Origin of the sequence: Micromonospora sp. WMMA1976 (genome assembly GCF_027497335.1) — a bacterium.
GTDB lineage: Bacteria > Actinomycetota > Actinomycetes > Mycobacteriales > Micromonosporaceae > Micromonospora > Micromonospora aurantiaca.
The window spans coordinates 1111384-1134182 of sequence record NZ_CP114912.1 but is presented as its reverse complement, the minus strand read 5'-3'; the positions used below and the strand labels follow the sequence as shown (position 1 = coordinate 1134182).

Sequence of the window (22799 nt, the reverse complement as noted above, 5' to 3'; positions counted from 1 at the left end):
GCGACATCACCTTAAGAGACAGCAATGTCGCCCACCGTCACCGACACGCTACCGCGGGCCCTTGTCGCCGCCCTTGCCGAGCTTGTTGAAGTCGATCTTCGGGAGCTTGAAGCCCGGCGGCAGGCCCTGCCCACCGGCCAGGTCGCCCGGGTCCAGGCCCGGCGGGAGCTGCGGCATCCCGCCCGGGAAGCCGCCCGGCATGCCGGCGCCGGTACGCGGCCGCCCGCCGCCCTTGGTGCCCTTGCGCTTGTTCTTCGGCGACTTGGTCGCCTTGCGCCGGCCGCCGCCGGGCAGGCCCATCATGCCGCCCATCTGCTTCATCATCTTCTGCGCGTCGGCGAAGCGGTTGAGCAGCTGGTTGACGTCCATGACGGTGACGCCGGAGCCGTTCGCGATGCGGGCCCGGCGGGAGCCGTTGATGATCTTCGGGTTGGTGCGCTCGGCCGGGGTCATCGACCTGATGATCGCGGTGACCCGGTCGAAGTGCTTGTCGTCCAGCTCGGCGAGCTGGTCCTTCATCTGCCCCATGCCCGGCATCATGGCCAGCACGTTGGCGATCGGGCCCATCCGCCGGACCGCGATGAGCTGATCGAGGAAGTCCTCCAGCGTGAAGGTCTCCCCGCCCATCAGCTTGGCGGTCATCTTCTCCTTCTGATCGGAGTCGAAGGCCGCCTCGGCCTGCTCGATCAGAGTGAGGACGTCGCCCATGCCGAGGATCCGGCTGGCCATCCGGTCCGGGTGGAAGACGTCGAAGTCCTCCAGCTTCTCGCCGGTGGAGGCGAACAGGATCGGCTGGCCGGTCACCTCGCGGACGGAGAGCGCGGCGCCACCGCGGGCGTCGCCGTCGAGCTTGGACAGCACCACGCCGGTGATGCCGACGCCGTCGCGGAACGCCTCGGCGGTACGCACCGCGTCCTGGCCGACCATCGCGTCGATGACGAAGATGACCTCGTCCGGCTGGACGGCGTCGCGGATGTTCGCGGCCTGCTGCATCATCTCGGTGTCGATACCGAGCCGGCCGGCGGTGTCGACGATGACGATGTCCCGGGCGGCACGGCGGGCGTGCTCGATCGAGTCGCGGGCCACCTGCACCGGGTCGCCGACGCCGTTGCCGGGCGCCGGGGCGTACACCTCGACCCCGGCCCGGCCACCGAGCACCTGGAGCTGACCGACGGCGTTGGGACGCTGGAGGTCGGCGGCGACGAGCAGCGGCTGGTGGCCCTGGCTCTTGAGCCAGCGGGCCAGCTTGCCGGCGAGCGTCGTCTTACCGGAACCCTGGAGACCGGCCAGCATGATCACGGTCGGCGGGTGCTTGGCGAACTGGAGCCGCCGCCCCTCGCCGCCGAGGACCTTGATCAGCTCCTCGTTGACGATCTTGACGATCTGCTGCGCCGGGTTGAGCGCCTGGGAGACCTCGGCGCCGCGCGCCCGCTCCTTGACGTTCGCGATGAAGCCCTTGACCACCGGCAGGGCGACGTCGGCCTCCAGCAACGCCATCCGGATCTCGCGCGCGGTGGCGTCGATGTCGGCGTCGGTGAGCCGGCCCTTGCCGCGGAGCTTGGTGAAGATCCCGGACAGGCGGTCACTCAAGGTGTCAAACACGCGAACATCCCGTTTGTCGTTTTCGGCGGGTACATGCTGCCGGGCCGGTGGTCCAGCCCACCGTTAGGGTAGCCCGCCGCCCGCACCCCCGCTCCGGCCCGGCGGCGCGTTCCGCTACACGGCGGCCAGCACCGCAGCCTCGATCCGGGCCCGTTCCTCGTCCGAGGGCCAGCCGCCGACCAGGTAGAACGCGTCCACCACGTCGCCGCCCAGCGTCGAGATCCGGGCCGCCCGCACCTGGGCGCCCGCCTCGTCCAGCGCGCAGGTCACCCGGTACAGCAGCCCTGCGGCGTCGGCGGCCCGCAGCTCCAGCAGCACCGCGTCGGTGGCCGCCTCCCGGTGCCACACCACCCGCGGCGCGGCGCCCTGGCTGCGCGCCGCGAGGGCCCGGCCGCGCAGCCGCTGGATGACCGACACGTCGCCGCCGACCGCGCGGCGCAGGTCGGCGCTGAGCGCGATCGGCTCCGGGGCCAGCCCGTAGCGCGGCTGCACCCGGCACTCGACCAGGGCGCGGCCGTCGACGGTGGCGGCGTCCGCGGAGATCACCTCCAGGCGGTGCAGCGCCAGGCACCCGGCCACCGTCGCGAGCAGCCCGCGCCGGTCGGCCGCGGCCACCGACACCCGGTCCTCCCCCAGGTGTACGACAGGCAGCGGCCCGGCCACGAGCGCCGGGTCCGGGGCCGGCGGGGCGGGCACCACACCGGTGTCCAGCGTGGTGCGCACCCGGCTCACCAGTTCGGCGATCAGCCGGCCCTTCCAGCCGGACCAGGCGGCCGGGCCGGTGGCGGCGGCGTCGGCGCGGACCAGGGCGTGCAGGAGTTCCAGCGTGCCGGTGTCACCGACCCGCTCGGCGACGCCGGCGACGGTCTTCGGGTCGGACAGGTCACGGCGGGTGGCCACGTCGGGCAGCAGCAGGTGCAGCCGGACCAGCGTGCCGATGAGCGCCGCCTCGTCCGGCGGCAGCCCGATCCGGGTGGCCACCGCCTCGGCCAGCGGCGCGCCGACGGTCGAGTGGTCGCCGTCCAGCCCCTTGCCGATGTCGTGCAGGAACGCGCCGAGCAGCAGCAGATCGGGCCGTTCCACGTCGCGGGTGTGCCGGCTCGCCTCGTACGCGGTCTGCACCAGGTGCCGGTCGAGCGTGAACCGGTGCACCGGGTTGTGCTGGGGCAGGCTGCGCATCCGGGTCCACTCGGGTAGCCAGCGGTCGATCAGCCCGTACCTGTCGCAGGTCTCCCAGGCGGGCACCAGGCCGGGACCGGCGCCGAGCAGGGTGATCAGCGCGGCGCGGGCCGCCGGTGGCCAGGGCGCGGGCAGCGGCGGGCAGTACGCGGCGAGCCACTCGCAGGTGGCGCGCGCGATCGGCAGCCGGGTGGTGGCAGCGGCGGCGGCCACACGTAGCGACAGGCTCGGGTCGGGGCGGGCCCCGATGGCGGTGCGGGCGAGCACGAGTTCGCCGTCCTGCTCCACCACGTCCCGGGCGACCGGGCGGCGCAGCGGGCGGCCGGGCGCGGCGCGGTGCCGGCCGGAGCGGAGCCGGTCGGCGGCCCGCCAGGCGTCGTCGAGGGCGTGACTGACGGTGCGGGCGTCGCCGGCCACGAGCCGCAGCAGCGCGTCGCCGTCCTCGGCGCCGAGCAGCCGCGCCACGCCGTCGCGTTCCTGGGCGACCAGGCGGTCGACCCGGCGGCCCACCTGCTGGTGCAGCGCGTCGCGGGTGTCCAGCAGCCGCCGGTGCGCCGCGTACACGGCGGGACGGAGCGCGTCGGTGACGCCGGCGGTGGCGATGGCGCGCAGGATGCCCACGTCGCGCAGCCCGCCGGCCGCCTCCTTGAGGTCACCTTCGAGCAGGAAGGCCAGTTCGCCGTGCGCCTCCCAGCGCGCGGCGGTGATCTCGCGCAGGCCGGGGAGCTGGCGGATCGCGGTCCGCCGCCAGTGGTCGGTGGCGGTACGGGAGAGCTGGTCGGTGAGCGCCGGATCGCCCGCCACGTGCCGGGCGTCGAGCAGGCCGAGGGCGACCTTGACGTCGTCCTGGGCCACCGACAGCGCCTCGGCGACGGTGCGGACCGAGTGGTCGAGCCGCAGCCCGGCGTCCCAGATCGGATACCAGAGCGACGCGGCCAGCTCGTCGATGCCGGGTACCCCGGCGTGCAGCAGCACCAGGTCGAGGTCGCCGTAGGGGGCGCACTGGCGACGGCCCAGCCCGCCCACCGCGACGAGCGCGACCCCGTCCCGGTCCGGGAAGGCCCGGCACAGCCAGGCGTCGAGCGCGTCGGCCCGGGCGGTCCGGGCGGCCGCGCCGATGCCGGCGGGAACGCCGGCGACCTCGTTGACCACGGGCACGCCGTCCCCGGTGGGGGCGGCGGCCGTGGTCAACGAGGTCACGTCGGCGGATCCGGCGATCAGAGGGCGTCGAGCCCGCGCTCGCCGGTACGCACCCGGACGACCTCCTCGACGCCGGTCACCCAGACCTTGCCGTCGCCGATCTTGCCGGTCCGGGCGGCGCCGACGATCGCGTCCACGATCTTGTCGACGTCCATCTCGTCGGTGAGCACCTCGACCCGGATCTTGGGCAGGAACTCGACCGTGTACTCGGCACCCCGGTAGACCTCGGTGTGCCCCTTCTGCCGGCCGTAGCCCTGGACCTCGCTGACGGTCAGCCCGGCCACGCCGAGCGCGTGCAGGGCCTCCTTCACCGCGTCCAGCTGGTACGGCTTGATGACCGCGGTCACCAGCTTCATGTCCAACCCCTCCATCCCAGGAACGTTAACCGGCGACCTTCTCGCTGACCGGCGCGGACTCGTCGGTCTCGACGGCGGGCTCCGCGGCCGACTTGCCGGCGCCGATCCCGGCCATCGCGAACGCACCACCGCTGCTGCCCGTGGTGGGCGACAGGTCGTAGCCGCTCTCCGCGTGCTCTGCGATGTCGATGCCGTCGACCTCGGCCTCGGCGGAGACCCGCAGGCCGATCGTCTTGTCGATCACGAAGCCCAGGGCGAAGGCGACCACGAAGGAGTAGACGCTGACGATCAGCGCGCTGATCGCCTGCTTGCCGAGCAGCGAGGCGTCGCCGCCGACGAGCAGACCGTCGGTCTCCACCAGCGAGCTGACCGAGGCGGTACCGAACAGGCCGATCCAGAGGCAGCCGATCCAGCCGCCGACGAAGTGCACGCCGACCACGTCGAGCGAGTCGTCGTAGCCGAGCCGGTACTTCAGGCCGACCGCGAGGGCGCAGACCGCACCGGCCACCACGCCCAGCAGCACCGCTGCGGCCGGGGTGATGAACGCACAGGCCGGGGTGATCGCGACCAGGCCGGCGATGGCGCCGGACGAGGCGCCGACCAGGGTCGGCTTGCCGTCGCGCAGCCACTCCACGACGATCCAGCCGAGCAGCGCGGCGGCGGTGGCGACCTGGGTGTTGATGAACGCCAGCGCGGTGACCCCGTCGGCGGTCAGCTCGGAACCGGCGTTGAAGCCGAACCAGCCGAACCACAGCAGCGCGGCGCCGAGGGCGACCATCGGGACGTTGTGCGGCTTCATGCTCTCGCGCGGCCAGCCGACCCGCTTGCCGAGCACGAGCACCAGCGCGAGCGCCGCCGCACCGGCGTTGATGTGCACGGCGGTACCACCGGCGAAGTCCAGCGCGCCGATGTCGCCGCCGATCAGCCCGCCGCCCCAGACCATGTGGGCGACCGGGAAGTAGACCAGGGTGGCCCAGCCGAACGCGAACAGCAGCCAGCCGGCGAACTTCACCCGGTCGGACAGCGCACCGCTGATCAGCGCCACGGTGATGATCGCGAACATCATCTGGAAGGCGATGAAGACGTAGATCGGGATGCCGGTCTCGCCCCACAGGTCGCTCTCGCCGACGAAGGTCTTGGTACCGAGGTACTGGCCCAGGTCACCCCAGAACCTGCCGCCCTCGCCGAAGGCGACGGTGAAGCCGTAGAAAAGCCACAGGATGCTGACGAGCCCGATGGACGAGAAGCTCATCATCATCATGTTCAGAACGCCCTTGGACCGGTTCAGGCCGCCGTAGAACAGCGCGAGACCGGGGGTCATGAGCAGCACGAGGGCAGTCGAGACAAGCAACCAGGCAGTGTTCCCGGTGTCGATCTCCACGCTGCCTCCTCTCGTTGTCGTATTCCTCCCTCCGACTGAGACCTGGCAGCATCGCCCGTCAGCCGGTTGCGCGGAAGCTTTGTCGCCGGCTGTTTCCTTCAGCGACACCGCGCGATTTCCGACGCGTGACGGGTTGTTTCCGGCGTGTGAAGAACGCCGATCTTGCTCAGCGCAGCGCGTACTCCAGCTGGTGCCGCTCGTAGTCGAGCAGCCGCAGGTCACGCATAGGGCGACGCAGGTGGCCCTTGTGGACGATCCGGACGAACGCCGGCTCACCGGCGGCGGCCATCCGCCGGATGCCCTCGACGTGGTCGACGATGCGCTTGCGGATGGTCCGGATGAGCCGGTGCCGGTCGCGCGGGATCAGCCCGTACGCGTCGGCGAACAGCCGCAGCCGGCGCGGCCGGTCCGGGTGCTTCCAGCCGAGCGTGATCGAGTCCCGGTCGGAGAAGATCGGCACCCAGGTCCAGGCCGCGTACGCCACGTCGTAGATCCGGGCGCCGGGCGAGGCGAGGTCGAAGTCGATCAGCCCGAGCGTGCCGTCGGGACGCCAGATCACGTTGTGCGGCGCGGCGTCGTGGTGGCAGATGACCTCGGTGTCCGGCGGGGGCGGCCCGAACGAGCGCCAGACCGCGCCGGGCGGCGGGGTGAAGCCGTACTGCGCGTCGTGGAACATCCGCAGCATGGTGGCCACCGTGACCAGGGCCTCGTCGGTGACCCAGTGCGGGGCCAGCGGGTACTCCCCGCACTCCCCCTCCAGGTACGACAGGACCTCCCGGTTGCGCTCGTCCATGCCGAGCGCCCGGGGCGCGCCGGTGAATCCGACGTACTCCAGGTGGCGCAGCAGCGCGTGCACGGAGGGCGTCCACGGGCCGGCGTTGCGCCGGACCGTGTCTCCCACACGGACCACGGTGCTCACGTTCCCGCCGTGCAGCGGGATCTCCTGCGAAGTCACGTACGGTCTCCCGAGGCGTGGCGACGGGTGGCTGGGGTCGCGCCACCCCGCGTAGGCGCGATCGTCAGTCGTCACGGGAGAGGCTACGCGTCCCGGGCGAGCGGCTCGGTGCCGAGCAACGCGTCGACGAACTGTGCCGGGTCGAACGGGGCCAGGTCGTCCTTGCCCTCGCCGAGGCCGACGAGCTTGACCGGGATGCCGAGCTTGCGCTGCACGGCGATCACGATGCCGCCCTTGGCGGTGCCGTCGAGCTTGGTCAGCACCACGCCGGTGACGTTCACCGCCTCGGTGAAGACCCGCGCCTGCTCCAGCCCGTTCTGGCCGGTGGTGGCGTCGAGGATCAGCAGCGTCTCGTCGATCGGGCCGTGCTTCTCCACCACCCGCTTGACCTTGCCCAGCTCGTCCATCAGGCCGATCTTGTTCTGCAGTCGGCCGGCGGTGTCGATGAGCACGGTGTCCACGCCGGTGTCGATGCCGCGCTTGACCGCGTCGAACGCGACGCTCGCCGGGTCGGCGGCCTCGGGCCCGCGGACCGTCTCGGCGCCCACCCGGCCGCCCCAGGTCTCCAGCTGGTCGGCGGCGGCGGCCCGGAACGTGTCGGCGGCGCCGAGCAGCACGCTGCGGCCGTCCGCGACGAGCACCCGGGCGATCTTGCCGCAGGTGGTGGTCTTGCCGGCGCCGTTGACGCCGACCACGAGCACCACCGCCGGGACGCCCTCCTTCGGCGCGGTGCGCAGCGAGCGGTCCAGGCCCGGGTCGAGCGCGTTGACCAGCTCGGCGGCGAGCAGCGCGCGCAGTTCCTCCCCGGTCCGCGTGCCGAGCACCCGGGTCCGCTCGCGCAGCCGGTCGACGATCTCCCGGGTGGCGTCGATGCCGACGTCGGCGGTGATCAGGCTGTCCTCGATCTCCTCCCAGGTGTCCTCGTCCAGCCGGTCGCGGCTGAGCAGGCCGAGCAGGCCCTTGCCGAAGACGTTCTGCGAGCGGGACAGCCGCGAGCGCAGCCGGACCAGGCGGCCGGCGGTCGGCTCCGGCACCTCGACCTGCGGCACCTCGACCGGAGGGGCCGGCGGCGCCTCGACCACCACGCCGGTGGTGAGTTCCGCCTCCGGGGCCTCGACCGGCGGGCCGGCCAGGTCCTCCTCGGTCCGGGTGTCGACCTCCGTACGCGGCAGCGGCGGCTGCGGGCGCCGGCGCAGCCGGGGCACCACGAGGCTCAGGCCGCCGATGATCAGCACGCCGAGCAGGGCGAGAGCGACGAGGAGGTATTCCGTCATGCCCGAAATCCTGTCAGATGCCGGCGACGGCGTCCCACTCACCGCCTCGGCACGCGAACAACCTGCGGGTACGCTCACACCGGAAGGCGTACCGCAACCGCCGGCCGGGTAGGAATCAGCCGCAACGATCTTGTCGGAGGTGCGTCGTGCCCGGTTCCCGCCTGCTCATCGGCCCGCTGCTGCGCCGGGTCGTCGACACGCGGGCGACCGTCTGGGTGGAGACCAGTTCGCCCGCCGTGGTCACCGTCCGCACGGCGGACGGCGCCACCGGCAGCTCGCCCACCTTCTCCGCGTACGACCACCACTACGCGATCGTCGTGGTGAGCGGGCTCACCCCGGACGCCGCCACGACCTACGAGGTGCTGATCGACGACGAGGTGGCGTGGCCGCTGCCCGACTCGTCGTTCCCGCCCAGCGTGATCCGGACCCGCGCGCTCGACGACGCCGACCAGCCGGTACGCCTGTTGTTCGGCTCGTGCCGGGAGACCACCCAGCACTCCACCGCGCGGAAGCTGCCGCCTGATGCGCTGGACGCGTACGCCCGGCGGGTGATGGCGGCGCCCGACGAGGCCGTGCTGCCCGACCTGCTGGTGCTGCTCGGCGACCAGGTGTACGCGGACGAGACCTCGCCGACCGTGCGGCGGCTGCTGAAGCGTCGCCGCAAGCGGCCGAAGGACGCCCCGGCGACGCAGGTGGTGAGCTTCGACGAGTACACCAAGCTCTACCTGGAGTCGTGGCGCGACCCGGAGATCCGCTGGCTGCTCTCCACGGTGCCGAGCGTGATGATCTTCGACGACCACGAGGTGATCGACGACTGGAACACCTCGCAGTCGTGGCGCGCGGACATGCGCGAGCAGCCCTGGTGGGCCGAACGGATCCGCAGCGGTCTCGCCTCCTACTGGGTCTACCAGCACCTGGGCAACCTGAGCCCGGACGAGATCGCCGCCGACCCGGTCTACGCGAAGGTGGTCGCCGCCGAGGACGCCACGGGTGTGCTGCACGAGTTCGGCGAGCGGGTCGACAAGGAGGCCGACCTGGCGCACGACACCGAGCGCTGGCGGGCCGTGCAGTACCAGTGGAGCTACGCGCTGGACCTGGGCCGCACCCGCCTGGTCATGCTGGACAACCGGTCCAGCCGGGTGCTCCTGCCCGGCAGCCGGGCGATGCTGCCGCCGGGCGAGTGGTCGTGGTTCCTCGACCAGGCCCACGGCACCTACGACCACCTGGTGGTGGGCAGCTCGCTGCCGTGGCTGCTGCCGCCGGGCATCCACCACGTCGAGGCGTGGAACGAACGCCTGGCCGACTCGGGCCGCCCCTGGGTGGCCCGGATCTCCGAGCAGATCCGCCGGGCCCTGGACCTGGAGCACTGGGCCGCGTTCCGGCGCTCGTTCGAGGCGCTGGGCGAGCTGTTCGCGCGGCTGGGCAGCGGTACCGCGCCGCGCACCGGGGCGCGGGTGGGCGCCGGGCCGGCGTACGCGCGACCGGCGTCGATCAGCGTGCTCTCCGGTGACGTGCACCACTCGTACGTGGCGCGGGCCCGGTTCGCCGACCGTGACGTCCGCACACCCGTGTACCAGCTCACCTGTTCGCCGATCCACAACCAGGTGCCGGCCGCGATGCGCCCGCTGATGACGCTGGGCTGGAATCCCGGCCCGGCCGGGGCGACCCGGGCGCTGGCACGCTCGGCCGGGGTACGCCGCCCGCCGGTGCGCTGGCGGAAGCTGGCGGGGCCCTACTTCGGTAACGCGGTCGCCACGCTCACGCATCAGGGTCGCAGGGCCGCCGTGGTGATAGAGGGCACGACCAGCGAGGGCGAGCTGCGACCGGTGGCGCAACAGCAACTCAGCGACGGGGACTGAGTACCCTCTGAGCGTGGACGAGACGCTGCGCGCCGTGGAGCACGAGTTGACCGCGCTGCTGCGCCGCGGCCGGGCGTTGTCCTGGGAGATCGCCCGCGAGGTCCACCCGAACCTGGAACCGAACGCGTACGGCCTGCTGCTCTGGCTGCGCCGCTCCGGATCGATCCGCCTCACCGACCTGGCCGCGAAGCTGGGCATCGGGAAGGGCACGCTGAGTCGCCAGATCGGCGGGCTGGAGGCGCTGGGCCTGGTCCGGCGCGACCCGGACCCGACCGACCGGCGGGCGGCCCAGCTGAGCCTGACCGAGGAGGGCACGCGGCGGTTCGACGCGGCCCGGGCGGCGCGACTCGGACAGATAAGGCGTTCGCTCGAAAGCTGGCCGAAAGAGGACGTGGCGGACCTGGCCCGGCTGATGCACCGCTTCAACGAGTCGTTCTGATGCCTCCGGCGGGGGGGAACAAAGCCGGTCCGGCAGGAGTTGTTGCTCAAGGCAACGACTTATACGGTTGCCCAAGGCAACCTTTTTCCCGCTCCGGAGGCAATCCACGATGACCCAGGCGACTGCGCCCGCGCGGGCGACCGCCGTCGACATGTCCCATCGGCAGATCCTGGAGGCGCTCTCCGGCCTGCTGCTGGGCATGTTCGTCGCGATCCTCTCCTCCACCGTGGTCTCCAACGCGCTGCCGCGAATCATCACCGACCTGCGCGGCGGCCAGTCCGCGTACACCTGGGTGGTCACCTCGACGCTGCTGGCGACCACCGCGACCACGCCCATCTGGGGCAAGCTCTCCGACCTGTTCAGCAAGAAGCTGCTGGTCCAGCTCTCCCTGGTGGTCTTCGTGCTGGGCTCGGTGCTCGCCGGGCAGGCGCAGACCACGGGTGAGCTGATCGCCTGCCGCGTGGTGCAGGGCGTCGGCGCGGGCGGCCTCACCGCCCTGGCCCAGGTGATCATGGCGACGATGATCGCGCCGCGCGAGCGCGGCAGGTACAGCGGCTACCTCGGCGCGGTGATGGCCGTCGGCACCATCGGCGGCCCGCTGATCGGCGGCGTCATCGTGGACACCTCCTGGCTCGGCTGGCGCTGGTGCTTCTACGTCGGCGTGCCGTTCGCCGTGCTCGCCCTGGTCGTGCTCCAGCGGACGCTGCGCCTGCCGGTGGTCAGGCGCGAGGTGAAGATCGACTGGTGGGGTGCCACGCTCATCACCGCCGCCGTCTCGCTGCTGCTGGTCTGGATCACCCTGGCCGGCGACAGGTACGACTGGATCTCCTGGACCAGCGGCGTGATGGTGGCCGGCGCGGCGGTGCTCGGCGTGCTCGCCGCCCGGGTCGAGAAGCGTGCCGCGGAGCCGATGATCCCGCCGCACCTGTTCCGCAACCGCACCATCACGCTCGCCGTGATCGCCAGCATCGCGGTCGGCGTCGGCATGTTCGGCGCCTCGGTCTTCCTCGGCCAGTACTTCCAGATCAGCCGTGGCGCCAGCCCGACCATGTCCGGCCTGATGACGCTGCCCATGATCGGCGGCCTGCTGGTCTCCTCGACGGTGGTCGGCCGGATCATCACCGCCACCGGTCGCTGGAAGAGCTGGCTGGTCATCGGCTCGGTGCTGCTCACCGCCGGCTTCGCGCTGATGGGCACCATGCGCGCGGACACCCCGTACTGGCGCCTCGCCGTGTTCATGGCGCTGATCGGCCTCGGCGTCGGCATGAGCATGCAGAACCTGGTGCTGGCCGTGCAGAACACGGTCCGCCCGGACGAACTCGGCGCGGCCAGCTCGGTGGTGGCGTTCTTCCGCAGCCTCGGCGGCGCGATCGGCGTCAGCGCGCTCGGCGCGATCCTCGGGCACCGGGTCACCGGCTACCTGGCCGACGGCCTGAGCCGCCTCGGCGTCCCGGCCTCCGGGTCGGGTGGCGGCGGCCTGCCGGACGTGCACACGCTCCCCGGCCCGATCCGCGCCGTGGTCGAGTCCGCGTACGGCCACGCCGCCGGTGACATCTTCCTGGCCGCCGCCCCGTTCGGACTGCTCGCCCTGATCGCTGTGGTCCTCATCCGGGAGGTGCCGCTGCGCCGCTCCAACGCCGAGCCGGTGCCCGCCGGACGGGAGACGGCCGAGGCCGTTCCGGCCGGAACGAAGGACTGACGATGGACGCCGCGGAGCGTGAACGGTACGGCCCGCAGACCCGTCCGCTGCCCTACGAACGGGGTACGGACGGGCCACGGGTGGTGCTCGTCGGCGTGGACGGCAGCCGCACCTCGATGCGCGCCGCCGCGTACGCCGCCGGACTGGCCCGGCGGCAGGGCGCCACGCTGGTGGCGGTGTTCGTCAGCTCGCCCGCCTCGTACAGCGCGATGCTCTCCGGCGTGGTGGCCGGTGCGGTCCAGCAGACCCACGACGAGCTGGCCGACGAGCTGCGCGCGGAGTGCCGGCGCGGGGCCGAGGAACTGGACCTGCCGGTGACGTTCCTGTGCCGGCGCGGCGACGCCTACACCGAGCTGTGCCGGGCCGCGGACGAGCACCGGGCCGACATGGTGGTGGTCGGCTCGTCCGAGCAGGCCGGGCACAGGCTGGTCGGCTCGGTCGCCACCCGGCTGGTGCGCACCGGCCGCTGGCCCGTCGTCGTGGTCCCCTGAGGGTGCAAGGAAGGGCCCCCTGTTAACGCCTCGCGTTGTACCGGGGGCCCCTCTTACCATCTGCGCCCATGACCTGGACCGTTCCTGAGATCGACCGCCGCCACGAGCCCTACGTCGCCGACGAGCGCACCATGCTCGAAGGCTGGCTCGACCACCACCGCGACACGCTGGTGCACAAGTGCGCCGGGCTTACCGCCGAGCAACTGCGCACGCCGAGCGTGGAGCCGTCCGGGCTGACCCTGCTCGGCCTGGTCCGGCACATGGCCGACGTGGAGCGCTGGTGGTTCCGCATCCGCGCCGGCGGGCAGGACGTGCCCACGCTGTACGACTACAGCACCGACCCGGACGCGGACCACAACGACATCGCCGACGCCGACCCGGCCGAGGCGCTCGCCACGCTGCGCGCCGAGATCGACGCGGCCCGGGAGGCGGTGGCCGGCCTGCCGCTGGAGCACACCTTCCACCACCGCCGGGGCGACACCACGCACGAGATCAGCCTGCGCTGGGTCTACGTCCACATGATCGAGGAGTACGCCCGGCACAACGGCCACGCCGACCTGATCCGGGAACGCATCGACGGCGTCACCGGCGCCTGAGCCGGCTCAGTACGCCAGCGCCGCCCGCAGGTACCGCAGGTCGGCCGGGCCGCTCCAACGGTGCGCGGACAGACCCGCCACCCGGGCGCCGGCCACCGCGCGGTCCTCGTCGTCGACGAACAGCACCCGCCCCGGTGGCGTCGCCAGCGCCTCGCAGGCGGCCTGGAAGTACTCCTTCGCCGGCTTGTGCACCCCCACGACCGAGGAGTTGACGATCACGTCCAGCTCCTCGGTCAGGTCCAGCGCGGCCAGGTCGGCGTCGAGCAGGTCAGTGGCGTTCGTGCCCAGCCCGACCCGGATACCGGCGGCACGCACCTCGCGGAGGAACGCCAGCACCTCCGGGTCGACCTCACCGCGGTAGCTCTGCCACTCCTGGACCGCCGCGCGGGCCCGATCCGCGCCGACGGCGGGGGTCAGCGCGTCGGCCACGCTCACCATCCACTGGGCATGGCTGACCTGGCCGGTGAGCACCGGCTGGAGCAGTCCCCAGGACATCGCGATCTCACCGAGGACGCCCTCGGTCAGCCCGTACTCCCGCTCGACGCCGGCGGCCACCGCCGGATCCCAGCGGCGCAGTACGCCGTCGAAGTCCACCAGGAGCGCCGTGGCGCGTTCCCGACTCACTCGCTCGTCACCTGTTCCTCGTCGTCGGCCCGGTTGAGCCGCTGGCTGATCACCTGGGTCACACCGGCGCGCATCGTCACCCCGTAGAGCGCGTCGGCGATCTCCATGGTCCGCTTCTGGTGCGTGATCACGATGAGCTGGCTCTTCTCCCGCAACTGCGCCAGCAGCGTGATCAGGCGGCCCAGGTTCACGTCGTCGAGCGCCGCCTCCACCTCGTCCATGATGTAGAACGGGCTGGGCCGGGCGCGGAAGATCGCCACGAGCATCGCCACCGCGGTCAGCGACCGCTCTCCGCCGGAGAGCAGCGAGAGCCGCTTGATCTTCTTGCCCGGCGGGCGGGCCTCGACCTCGACGCCGGTGGTCAGCAGGTCCTCCGGGTCGGTGAGCACGAGCCGGCCCTCGCCGCCGGGGAACAGCACGGTGAAGACCTGCTCGAACTCCCGTGCGGTGTCCTCGAACGCGCTGGCGAAGACCTCAAGGATGCGGTCGTCCACGTCCTTGACCACGGTGAGCAGGTCGCGCCGGGTCGCCTTGAGGTCCTCCAGCTGCTCGGAGAGGAACTTGTAGCGCTCCTCCAGCGCGGCGAACTCCTCCAGCGCGAGCGGGTTCACCTTGCCCAGCAGGGCCAGTTCCCGCTCCGCCTTGGCCGCCCGCTTCTCCTGCACCGGCCGCTCGTAGCGGACCGGCTCGGGCACCGGCCGGCCCTCCTTCTCGGCGAGCGCCACGTCCGCGTCGGTGGGCGGGACCAGCCGGTCCGGGCCGTACTCGGCGACGAGCGTGGCCACGTCCAGCCCGAAGTCCTCGGCGGCCTTGGCCTCCAGTTGCTCGATGCGCATCCGCTGCTCGGCGCGCGCCACCTCGTCCCGGTGCACCTGGCTGGTGAGCCGTTCCAGCTCGGCGGCGAGGCGCTTGGCCGCGCCGCGTACCTCGGACAGCTCGGCCTCGCGCGCGGCGCGTTCGCGGGCGACGACGTCGCGGTGCTCCTCGGCGCGGGCGATGGAGACGGTGAGCCGGGTGAGCGCCTCGCGGGCGCCGCCGACCACGGCCCGGGCGATCTGGGCGCCGCGCGTGCGGGCCGCGCGCCGGGCCGCGGCGCGCTCCCGCGCCGCCCGTTCGGCGGTCGCCTGCCGGGCCAGCGAGTCGGCCCGCCCGGCGATCGAGGCCACCCGCTCCTCGGCGGTACGCACCGCGAGCCGGACCTCCATCTCGTTCTGCCGTGCCTGCGGCACCAGGGCGGCGAGCTGGTCCCGCTCCTCGGTGGACGGTTCGGCGTCGATCGGGGTGGCCTCGGCCAGCCGCAGCCGTTCCTCCAGCTCGGCCAGCGCCGCGAGGTCCCGTTCCCGGGCCGCCTCGGCGCGGGCCCGGGACTCGCCGAGCCGGTCGGTCTCCGCCTTGGCCGACCGGGCGGCGGCGCCCAGTTCGGCCAGGCGGCGCGCGGCGGCGTTGCGGTGGCTCTCCGCCTCCCGCTTCGCGGCCGCGGCGTGCTGCACCGCCTCCTTGGCGGCGGCCACCTCGGCGCGCGCCTCGGCGAGCTGTTCGCGCAGCTCGGCGGCGGAGCGTTCGGCGGTGGCCCGGTTGGCCCGCGCCTCCTCGACGGCGGCCTGCACCTCGATGAAGCTGGGCGCCTTGGCCGACCCGCCCGCCGCGGCGTACGCACCGACCACGTCGCCGTCGGGGGTGACCGCGCGCAGCTCCGGGTTCGCGGCGACGAGCGCGGACGCGGCGGCGAGATCGTCGACGAGCGCCACGTCGCGCAACGCGCGGTGCACGGCCGGGCGGATCGCCGCCGAGCACTCGACCAGGTCGGGGGCCCAGCGGGCGCCCTCGGGCAGTTTCGGGCGCAGCGCGTCGGCGGGACCGTCCATGCCCGGTCCGGCGGGGCTGCCGACGAGCAGCCCGGCCCGACCGGCGTCGGAGATCTTGAGCAGCCGCATCGCCTCGACCGCCTCGTCCACGCCGCTGACCGCCACCGCGTCGGCCAGACCACCCAGCGCGGCGGCCAGCGCCGCCTCGTCACCGGGCGCGACGGTGAGCAGCCCGGCAAGGCTGCCGAGCAGGCCGGGCACCTGGTCGGCGCGGGCCAGCAGCTCACCGGCACCGTCCTTGCGGCGCAGGCCCATGGCGAGCGCCTCCTCGCGGGCCTTCCAGGTGGCGGCGTCCTTCTCGGCGGCGCGCTCACCGTCGGCAAGGCTGCGCACCGCCGCCTGGGCCCGCTCGTGGACGGCCACCGCCTCGTCGTGCCGGGCGTCCAGGTCGGCGTTGTTCCGGTCCGCCTCGGTCGACTGTTCGGCTACCGCGTCCAGGTCGGCCTGCGCCTTCTCGGCCCGGCCCATCGCGTCGGTGTGCGCGGCGGCGAGCCGTTCGATCTCCTCGCCGGCGCTCGTGGTCCGCGCCCGGGCGGAGTTGACCTGGCCCGTGAGGCGGGCCAGCCCCTCCCGCCGGTCGGCGATCGCCTTGGCCGCGGCGACCAGTTCCCGCTCGGCGGCGGCGAGCTGCCGTTCCAGCTCCTGGCGGTGCTCGACCGCCTCGGCCAGCCGGATCTGGTCGTCGGTGAGCGCGGCGCGCAGCTCCTCCTCCTGCTCGCGTACGCGCCGCGACTCCGCCTCCAGCTGCTCCGGGTCGCGGCCGGGGCGCTCGTCGTCACCGGCGGCGCTGAGGTGACGCAGCCGCTCCCGGGCCAGCTGTTCGATCGAGCGGAACCGCTCCTGGAGCGCGGAGAGGCGGTACCAGGTGTCCTGCGCCGCCGCGAGCAGCGGGGCGTCCTCGGCCAGCGCCGCCTCCAGCTCGCCGAGGCGGCCCTGCACCTCGCCGTGCTCGGCCTCGATCAGCTCGCGCCGCTCGCGCAGCGCCGTCTCGTCGGCGATCTCCTTGTCCAGTGTGGTCCGCAGCGTGTGCAGGTCGTCGGCGAGCAGCCGCAGCCGGGCGTCGCGCAGGTTGGCCTGGATGCCGGCGGCGCGGCGGGCCACCTCGGCCTGCCGGCCCAGCGGCTTGAGCTGGCGGCGCAGCTCGGCGGTGAGGTCGGTCAGGCGGTTGAGGTTGGTCTGCATCGCGTCGAGCTTCCGCAGCGCCTTCTCCTTGCGCTTACGGTGCTTGAGGACGCCCGCCGCCTCCTCGATGAACGCGCGCCGGTCCTCCGGCTTGGCGTGCAGCATGCCGTCGAGCCGGCCCTGCCCGACGATGATGTGCATCTCCCGGCCGATGCCCGAGTCGGACAGCAGCTCCTGGATGTCGAGCAGGCGGCAGGAGTCGCCGTTGATCTCGTACTCGCTCTCGCCGGAGCGGAACATCCGGCGGGTGATGGAGACCTCGGTGTACTCGATCGGCAGCGCGCCGTCGGTGTTGTCGATGGTGAGGGTGACCTCGGCCCGGCCCAGCGGCGCCCGCCCAGCGGTGCCGGCGAAGATGACGTCCTCCATCTTGCCGCCGCGCAGCGCCTTGGCGCCCTGCTCGCCGAGCACCCAGGCGATGGCGTCGACGACGTTGGACTTGCCGGAGCCGTTCGGGCCCACCACGCAGGTGATCCCGGGTTCCAGCTTCAACGTCGTGGCGGAGGCGAAGGATTTGAAGCCCTTCACCGTCAGGCTCTTGAGATGCACCTTCTCGATCCTCGTCCGGTGGCCGCCGTACCGTCGCCGGCTGCGCGGACCTGGTGAACCCGCAGACTAACCCGGGACCGGGGCGCCGCCGCCACGCGACCCACCCGCCGGACCGGCTGTCCGCTTTCCGCCCGGCCGTCGCGGACGGAACGGAAATGCATGATCACAATTACCGGGCGCAATTCCGGGCGCTTCCGCAAGATCGATAATTGCGCCGGCGGCGACGAAAAGGGGTCCACACATGGCTGCGCGCCGGCACTTGAGTGTCGGCGCGCTTTTCGGTGTGGTGCGATTCAGTTTTCCGACAACTGGAGATCAGGTCAGTGCGGGCTCGGCCAGACGGAGGAGGTCATCGGCCTCCGCCGCTGCCGCCGCAAGCCGATCGTTGTCGGCGCGCAGACGCGTGATCTCGAACTCCAGTGCCTGAACCCTGGCACGCAGTCGGGTGACCTCGTCGAGCAGACGCCGGTCGGGCGCTGCACTTACGTGGCCGTAGAGGGCCTTCGCCATGCTGACTCCTTGATGTGCGCTGCCGGAAAGGCCGGCCAACGCGCGCCCATGATGTTCGCGGCTGCCATTCCCACTGCATCGGGGCATGGCTGGGCGCGACTGGCGACACCTACATATTGAGCCGAAAACCCCTCCTTCGTCAAGTTGACCAAGGCCGTAGATCATCTCCACGTCGGCCGGTCCACTCGCCGGGGGGCTGCCAGAAGGCGCGGACACGCTCTGTCCGGACGCCTTTACTGTACGCCGGAAATGCGTGAACGACTCATCCTCGGCGCGGGCTTCGCCTTAACTCTTTCTTAGCCACGTTGCCGCAGCTTGGAGCGCGCCCGTAGCGTCACCCGGGCCCGCAACCGACCCGTGGAGGGGACAGGCGTGTACCGCTGGAACGACCCGATCGAACCGGAGGACGCCCGTCGGCGTCCCGAGCCGCCGACCGACGAGGGTCCGGCGTGGCTCAGCGACCGGCCCGAGCCGCGGTCGTCGTACCTGTTCGGGGACGATGCGCAGCGGGCGCCCGCCGGCCCGGCGCACGCGGGCTACGGCCCGGAGAACGCGCCTCCGGCACCCCGGGACCGGTGGAACGGCGAGGAGCAGCCGACCACCGCATGGCACGGCCAGCAGCCCGCATGGCACGGCCAGGAGCCCGCATGGCAGGGCCGGGAACAGCCCGCCGCCTGGCAGGGGCACGAGCAGCCGGCCGGTGGCTGGGAGCAGCCCACCACGACCTGGCAGCCGGCGACCGACACCCCGGCCGACGACCGGCGGCGCCCGAAGCGGCGCCTGTCCCGGCCGCTCGTGATCGGCGGGGCCGCCGCCGCGGCGACGCTCGTGGTGAGCCTCGGCGTGGGCGCCGTCCTGCTGCCCGGCGACGACCAGGGCACGAAGCGCACCTCGGCCGACGCGCCGGTAGCCGCCGCGCCGCAGGCGCCCGACGGGTCCGATGACGCACCCGCCGACGCGCCCGCGCCGGAGTCGGCGAGCCCGTCCGCCGTACCGACCACCGCCGCGCCGAGCCCGACGAAGAAGGCCACCCCGAAGCCGAGCCGCAGCACCGCCCCGTCGCGGCAGCAGGAACGCAGCAGCGCCCCCGGCGGCGGGTCGAGCAGTGGCGGGTCGAGCGGCGGCTCCACGAGCACCAAGGCCACCGCCACGACCGGGCTGAGCACCGAGCTGCAGAAGGTCGTCACGATCGTCAACCAGGAGCGGGCGAAGGCCGGCTGCAAGGCGCTCACCGTCAACGCCAAGCTGAACCTGGCCGCCCAGCGGCACAGCCAGGACCAGGCCGACCACCAGAAGATGGACCACACGGGCAGCGACGGCAGCCAGCCCTGGGACCGGGTCAAGGCCGCCGGCTACAGCTACCGCATGGTGGGCGAGAACGTGGCCTGGAACTACCAGACCCCGGCGGCGGTCATGGAGGGTTGGATGAACTCCGAGGGCCACCGGAAGAACATCCTCAACTGCTCGTACACCCAGATCGGGGTGGGTGTGGCGCGCAGCAACGGGCCGTACTGGACGCAGGTCTTCGCCACCCCGAGCTGACCGCGCGTCGTGACCGGCCCGGCGCTCGTTGACCGGTCGGGGGCGGCGTCGGGCCGCCCGCGTCCGGGGAGCTGTCGATGCGGATCCGGCCGGTGTGGGCCGTGCCGCGCTCCCGGCCGGCCCGCGTCCGCCGACGTGGCCCGCGCCGGGGCGTGGCGCTCGCGCTGACCGCGCTGCTGCTCGCCCCGGTGCAGGCCTGCCGCCGGCCGATCACGCCACCCGGCGCGCCCACGCCCTGGCCGGCCGCGCAGGCCGCCGGCTGGCGGTGGCAGTGGCAGCTCACCTCCCCGGTGGACGTGACTGTCGACGCCGACGTCTTCCTCCTCGACCCGGTGGCGACCACCTCGGCCGAGACCGCCGCGCTGCGCGAGCGGGGCCGCCGGCTGGTCTGCCACGTCCGCGTCGGCACGTACGCCGCCGCCGACCCGGACGCCACCCGCTTCCCCACCGCCGTACGCGGCGCGGTGGTGCCGGGGCGGCCGGGGAGCCGTTTCCTGGACGTACGGGCCTGGGACGCGCTCGCGCCGGTGCTGGCCGACCGGTTCCGGCTGTGCCGGGGCAAGGGCTTCGGCGCGGTGGCGCTCGCCGACGCGGACGGCTACCGGCACCGCTCCGGCTTCCCGCTGGACTTCGACGACCAGCTGCTGTTCCACCGCCGGCTGGCCGGGCTGGCCCGCAAGCTGGGCCTCTCCCCCGGCCTGGTCGACGACGTGCCGCAGGTGGCGGCGCTGGCCCCCGACTTCGACTTCGCGGTCAACCAGGAGTGCGTACGCCGCCGCGAGTGCGCGAAGCTGCTGCCGTTCGCCGACGCCGGGAAGCCGGTCTTCCACGTCGAGTACACCGGCGAGCCGGCGGACTTCTGCGTCACCTCGGTCGGCTACGGCTTCGCCTCGATCCGCAAGGACCGCCGGTTGGACGCCTGGCGGGAGCCGTGCGCCCTGCCGTGACACCCCGCCGCCCCGCCCGCCGGGGAGCGGGGCGCCGATGACGATCATCCAGTACGAAAGCTGCCAACACTCTCCGTGACCCTCAGCGGCGAACAGATGCACGGAAGGCGGTATACCTGAGAGTCATAGTTATGACTCTCAGGTATACCGCGCGAACACGAATGCCTTCTCAGCGGCCGGCACGAGCCGGCGCTGATGTCAAGCTGTTCGGCACCACCGGTTGGGCGCCGGGACCGGGCCCCGGGGCGGGTCCGCTCGGGATCAGCGGACGCCGACCAGCTCCGGTGCCGGGGCGGGCGGCGGCTCGACCGCCGGGACGGGCCGCCGACGGCGCATGAAGCGTGGCGCCCACCAGTTCGCGTCGCCCAGCAGCGTCATCACCGAGGGCAGCACGACCGCCCGGATGATCGTGGCGTCCAGCAGGATCGCCGCCGCCAGGCCGATGCCGAGCTGCTTGAAGTCGATCATGCTGAGCGTGGCGAAGATGGAGAACACCGCCACCATCACCACCGCCGCGCTGGTCACCACGCCGGCCGAGGAGGTGATGCCGTACGCCACCGCCTCCCGGGTGGGCATGCCCCGGTCGACCGCCTCACGGATCCGGCTGACCACGAACACGTGGTAGTCCATCGACAGCCCGAACAGCACCACGAACAGGAACAGCGGCAGCCAGGTGACGATCGCGTCCATCGAGGTGAAGCCGAGCAGCCCTTCCGCCCAGGTGCTCTGGAAGACCAGCACCAGCAGCCCGTACGCGGCGCCGGCGGAGAGCAGGTTCAGCACGATCGAGGTCAGCGCCACCACGATCGACCGGAACGTCCACGCCATCACCAGGAACGTCAGCGCCAGCACGAACGCCGCGACGATCGGCAGCTTCGCCCAGATGTGGGCGGCGTAGTCCTCGCTGGCGGCCACGCCGCCGCCGACCGCGTACTCCACGCCCGGGATGCCGCCGAGCGTGGCCGGGACCAGGTCCTCGCGCAGCTCGTGCAGCGACCGGGACGCCTCGTCTGAGCGGCTGGCATGCGGCGTGGCCACCTCCAGCACCGACACCCGCCGGTCCGCCGACACCTGGATCTCCGGGCCGTCCCCCTCGGCCGGCGCGAAGAGCGGGTCGGCGGCGGTACGGCCGGCCAGGTCGGTGAGCGCGGCCCGCACCCGGTCGGCCTGCTCGGCGGGCGCCCGCACGGCGACCGTGTGGCTGGTGCCGTTGCTCGGGAAGGCCGCGGTGAGCCGGTCGTACGCCTGCATGGCGGCGGTGGTGCGCGGCACGTCCTCCGGGCCGGGGAACTTCAGCTTCATGCCGAGCGCGGGCGCGGCGAGCGCGAGCAGCAGCGCGACCGAGATCAGCAGCGTGGCCACCGGCGCGCGCAGCGCCGGCTTGAGCACCGCCGGCCAGAACCGGGGCCGGGCCGGCTGTCCGTTGCGTGGCGCGGTGAGGCGCCACAGCAGCGGCACCCGCGGCCGGTCCACCCAGCGGCCCAGCTTCGCCAGCAGCGCCGGCAGCACTGTGAGCGAGCCGATCACCGCGACCGCCACCACCAGGATCGAGCCGACCGCCAGCGACGAGAAGATCGCGTCCTGGGCGAGCAGCAGACCCCCCATCGAGATGATCACGGCGGTGCCGGAGACCACCACGGCGTGCCCGGAGGTCTCCGCCGCGATCTCCACCGCGTCCAGGCCGGATCGGCCCTTCGCCCGTTCCTCCCGCTCCCGCCGCACGTAGAACAGCGAGTAGTCCACGCCGACCGCCATGCCGATCAGCAGGATGACGCTGGCCGTGGTGTCGGTGGCCGGCACCAGGTGCGAGGCGAGTGTGGAGAGACCCATCGCCGCGGCCACCGAGGAGAGCGCCAGCAGCACCGGCACCCCGGCGGCGATCAGCGCGCCGAACGCGATGATCAGGATGGCCAGCGTCACCGGCAGGCTGAGCAGCTCGGCGCGCTTGAAGTCCTTGCCGAGCGTGTCGTCGAGCGCCTTGTCGATCGACGGGCCGCCCACCTGCTCCACCCGCAGCTGCGGGTGCGCGTCCTGCACCTTCGCGGTGGTGTCCCGCAGCGGCTGCACCCGGTCCCCGGCGGTGCCCGGGTCGCCCGACATGGTGATCGGCACCAGCAGCGCGCTGCCGTCGCGCGACGGCATCGGCGTACCGATCGCGGCCACGCCGTCGACCTGCCGCAGCCGGTCCGCCGCGTCCTGCGCCGCGACCTTCGCGGCGGCCTGGTCGAGCGAACCCGAGCGGGCGGTGATCAGCACGTTCTCGGTCGCCGGCCGGTCGAACCCGCCACTGTCGACGATCAGCTGTGCCCGTCCGAACTCGCCGATCGCCTGATCCTCGTCGGTCGCCTCGTTCAGCCCGGCGGCGCTGCCGCCCACGAAACACACCGCCACGAAGACCACCCACAACGCGATCGCGCGCCACGGATGCTCCGCACTCCACCGTGCCAGCCGCACGGTCACCGGTCGCCTGCCCATGTCCCGGGTTCCACCCTCCTGATGCCGGCCCTGTGCCGACCCCAGATGACGCTAGGCAGCGGGCGGGGCCCCGA

General features: G+C 73.0%; 17 protein-coding genes. 7 read left to right on the top strand and 10 right to left on the bottom strand.

Translation table 11 applies throughout. From position 1 onward, the window contains the following. Positions 1–48: 48 nt before the first annotated feature. The 6 genes from ffh to ftsY form a co-directional block, all read right to left on the bottom strand. Positions 49–1602 (bottom strand): signal recognition particle protein, encoded by a 1554-nt coding sequence (gene ffh / locus O7546_RS05395; RefSeq protein ID WP_194799708.1) that lies wholly within the window; start codon positions 1600–1602, stop codon positions 49–51. A gap of 114 nt (positions 1603–1716) precedes the next feature. Next, the gene (locus O7546_RS05390) at positions 1717–3981 is read right to left on the bottom strand and encodes a [protein-PII] uridylyltransferase (protein WP_194799707.1); all 2265 of its coding nucleotides are present in this window, start codon (positions 3979–3981) and stop codon (positions 1717–1719) included. Positions 3982–3998: 17 nt separating this feature from the next. After that, on the bottom strand, positions 3999–4337 hold the full coding sequence (locus O7546_RS05385) for a P-II family nitrogen regulator (RefSeq protein WP_013284578.1): 339 nt from the start codon (positions 4335–4337) through the stop codon (positions 3999–4001). 25 nt (positions 4338–4362) lie between these two features. Further along, positions 4363–5658 carry an ammonium transporter gene (locus O7546_RS05380; RefSeq protein WP_281601142.1) on the bottom strand — a complete coding sequence of 432 codons (1296 nt, stop codon included), beginning with the start codon at positions 5656–5658 and terminating at the stop codon, positions 4363–4365. A gap of 226 nt (positions 5659–5884) precedes the next feature. Beyond that, positions 5885–6748: an aminoglycoside phosphotransferase family protein gene (locus tag O7546_RS05375; RefSeq protein WP_174361701.1), complete on the bottom strand. Its 864-nt coding sequence runs from the start codon at positions 6746–6748 to the stop codon at positions 5885–5887. 8 nt (positions 6749–6756) lie between these two features. Then, on the bottom strand, positions 6757–7947 hold the full coding sequence (gene ftsY, locus O7546_RS05370; RefSeq protein WP_013284575.1) for a signal recognition particle-docking protein FtsY: 1191 nt from the start codon (positions 7945–7947) through the stop codon (positions 6757–6759). A gap of 146 nt (positions 7948–8093) precedes the next feature. Between ftsY and O7546_RS05365 the strand changes: the two genes are divergently transcribed. The 5 genes from O7546_RS05365 to O7546_RS05345 all read left to right on the top strand — a co-directional run bounded on the left by O7546_RS05365 (position 8094) and on the right by O7546_RS05345 (position 13031). After that, entirely contained in the window at positions 8094–9806 is a 1713-nt protein-coding gene (locus O7546_RS05365; RefSeq protein WP_281600565.1) for an alkaline phosphatase D family protein, read from the top strand. A 13-nt stretch (positions 9807–9819) separates the two neighbouring features. Beyond that, positions 9820–10245, top strand: coding sequence for a MarR family transcriptional regulator (locus O7546_RS05360; RefSeq protein ID WP_013284573.1), 426 nt, complete (start codon positions 9820–9822; stop codon positions 10243–10245). 109 nt (positions 10246–10354) lie between these two features. Beyond that, on the top strand, positions 10355–11944 hold the full coding sequence (locus tag O7546_RS05355; RefSeq protein WP_194799704.1) for an MDR family MFS transporter: 1590 nt from the start codon (positions 10355–10357) through the stop codon (positions 11942–11944). 2 nt (positions 11945–11946) lie between these two features. Continuing rightward, positions 11947–12435, top strand: coding sequence for a universal stress protein (locus O7546_RS05350; RefSeq protein WP_194799703.1), 489 nt, complete (start codon positions 11947–11949; stop codon positions 12433–12435). A gap of 68 nt (positions 12436–12503) precedes the next feature. Continuing rightward, positions 12504–13031: a DinB family protein gene (locus O7546_RS05345; RefSeq protein WP_194799702.1), complete on the top strand. Its 528-nt coding sequence runs from the start codon at positions 12504–12506 to the stop codon at positions 13029–13031. Positions 13032–13037: 6 nt separating this feature from the next. On the opposite strand, the gene O7546_RS05340 is transcribed toward O7546_RS05345, so the two are convergent. The 3 genes from O7546_RS05340 to O7546_RS05330 all read right to left on the bottom strand — a co-directional run bounded on the left by O7546_RS05340 (position 13038) and on the right by O7546_RS05330 (position 17761). Further along, positions 13038–13655 (bottom strand): HAD-IA family hydrolase, encoded by a 618-nt coding sequence (locus O7546_RS05340; RefSeq protein ID WP_194799701.1) that lies wholly within the window; start codon positions 13653–13655, stop codon positions 13038–13040. After that, entirely contained in the window at positions 13652–17251 is a 3600-nt protein-coding gene (smc, locus tag O7546_RS05335; protein ID WP_281600564.1) for a chromosome segregation protein SMC, read from the bottom strand. Before smc ends, O7546_RS05340 begins: the two co-directional genes overlap by 4 nt. Before the next feature lie 315 nt (positions 17252–17566). Further along, on the bottom strand, positions 17567–17761 hold the full coding sequence (locus tag O7546_RS05330; RefSeq protein ID WP_013284566.1) for a hypothetical protein: 195 nt from the start codon (positions 17759–17761) through the stop codon (positions 17567–17569). Between the two features lie 372 nt (positions 17762–18133). Between O7546_RS05330 and O7546_RS05325 the strand changes: the two genes are divergently transcribed. Together O7546_RS05325 and O7546_RS05320 are read left to right on the top strand one after the other, a co-directional pair. Further along, complete coding sequence (locus O7546_RS05325; RefSeq protein WP_194799699.1) at positions 18134–19303, top strand: CAP domain-containing protein; 1170 nt, start codon at positions 18134–18136, stop codon at positions 19301–19303. A gap of 77 nt (positions 19304–19380) precedes the next feature. Beyond that, complete coding sequence (locus O7546_RS05320) at positions 19381–20250, top strand: endo alpha-1,4 polygalactosaminidase (RefSeq protein ID WP_281600563.1); 870 nt, start codon at positions 19381–19383, stop codon at positions 20248–20250. 261 nt (positions 20251–20511) lie between these two features. Here O7546_RS05320 and O7546_RS05315 read toward each other — a convergent pair whose 3' ends face one another. After that, complete coding sequence (locus O7546_RS05315; protein WP_269696283.1) at positions 20512–22725, bottom strand: MMPL family transporter; 2214 nt, start codon at positions 22723–22725, stop codon at positions 20512–20514. Positions 22726–22799 lie beyond the last annotated feature (74 nt).

What these genes read in the sequence shown, in the direction of transcription:
- O7546_RS05315 (WP_269696283.1), bottom strand. Translation starts at nt 22,725, where the DNA reads ATGGGCAGGCGACCGGTGACCGTGCGGCTGGCACGGTGGAGTGCGGAG.
- O7546_RS05350 (WP_194799703.1), top strand. Translation starts at nt 11,947, where the DNA reads ATGGACGCCGCGGAGCGTGAACGGTACGGCCCGCAGACCCGTCCGCTG.
- O7546_RS05355 (WP_194799704.1), top strand. Translation starts at nt 10,355, where the DNA reads ATGACCCAGGCGACTGCGCCCGCGCGGGCGACCGCCGTCGACATGTCC.
- O7546_RS05385 (WP_013284578.1), bottom strand. Translation starts at nt 4,337, where the DNA reads ATGAAGCTGGTGACCGCGGTCATCAAGCCGTACCAGCTGGACGCGGTG.
- O7546_RS05330 (WP_013284566.1), bottom strand. Translation starts at nt 17,761, where the DNA reads ATGGCGAAGGCCCTCTACGGCCACGTAAGTGCAGCGCCCGACCGGCGT.
- O7546_RS05345 (WP_194799702.1), top strand. Translation starts at nt 12,504, where the DNA reads ATGACCTGGACCGTTCCTGAGATCGACCGCCGCCACGAGCCCTACGTC.
- ftsY (WP_013284575.1), bottom strand. Translation starts at nt 7,947, where the DNA reads ATGACGGAATACCTCCTCGTCGCTCTCGCCCTGCTCGGCGTGCTGATC.
- O7546_RS05320 (WP_281600563.1), top strand. Translation starts at nt 19,381, where the DNA reads ATGCGGATCCGGCCGGTGTGGGCCGTGCCGCGCTCCCGGCCGGCCCGC.
- O7546_RS05380 (WP_281601142.1), bottom strand. Translation starts at nt 5,658, where the DNA reads ATGACCCCCGGTCTCGCGCTGTTCTACGGCGGCCTGAACCGGTCCAAG.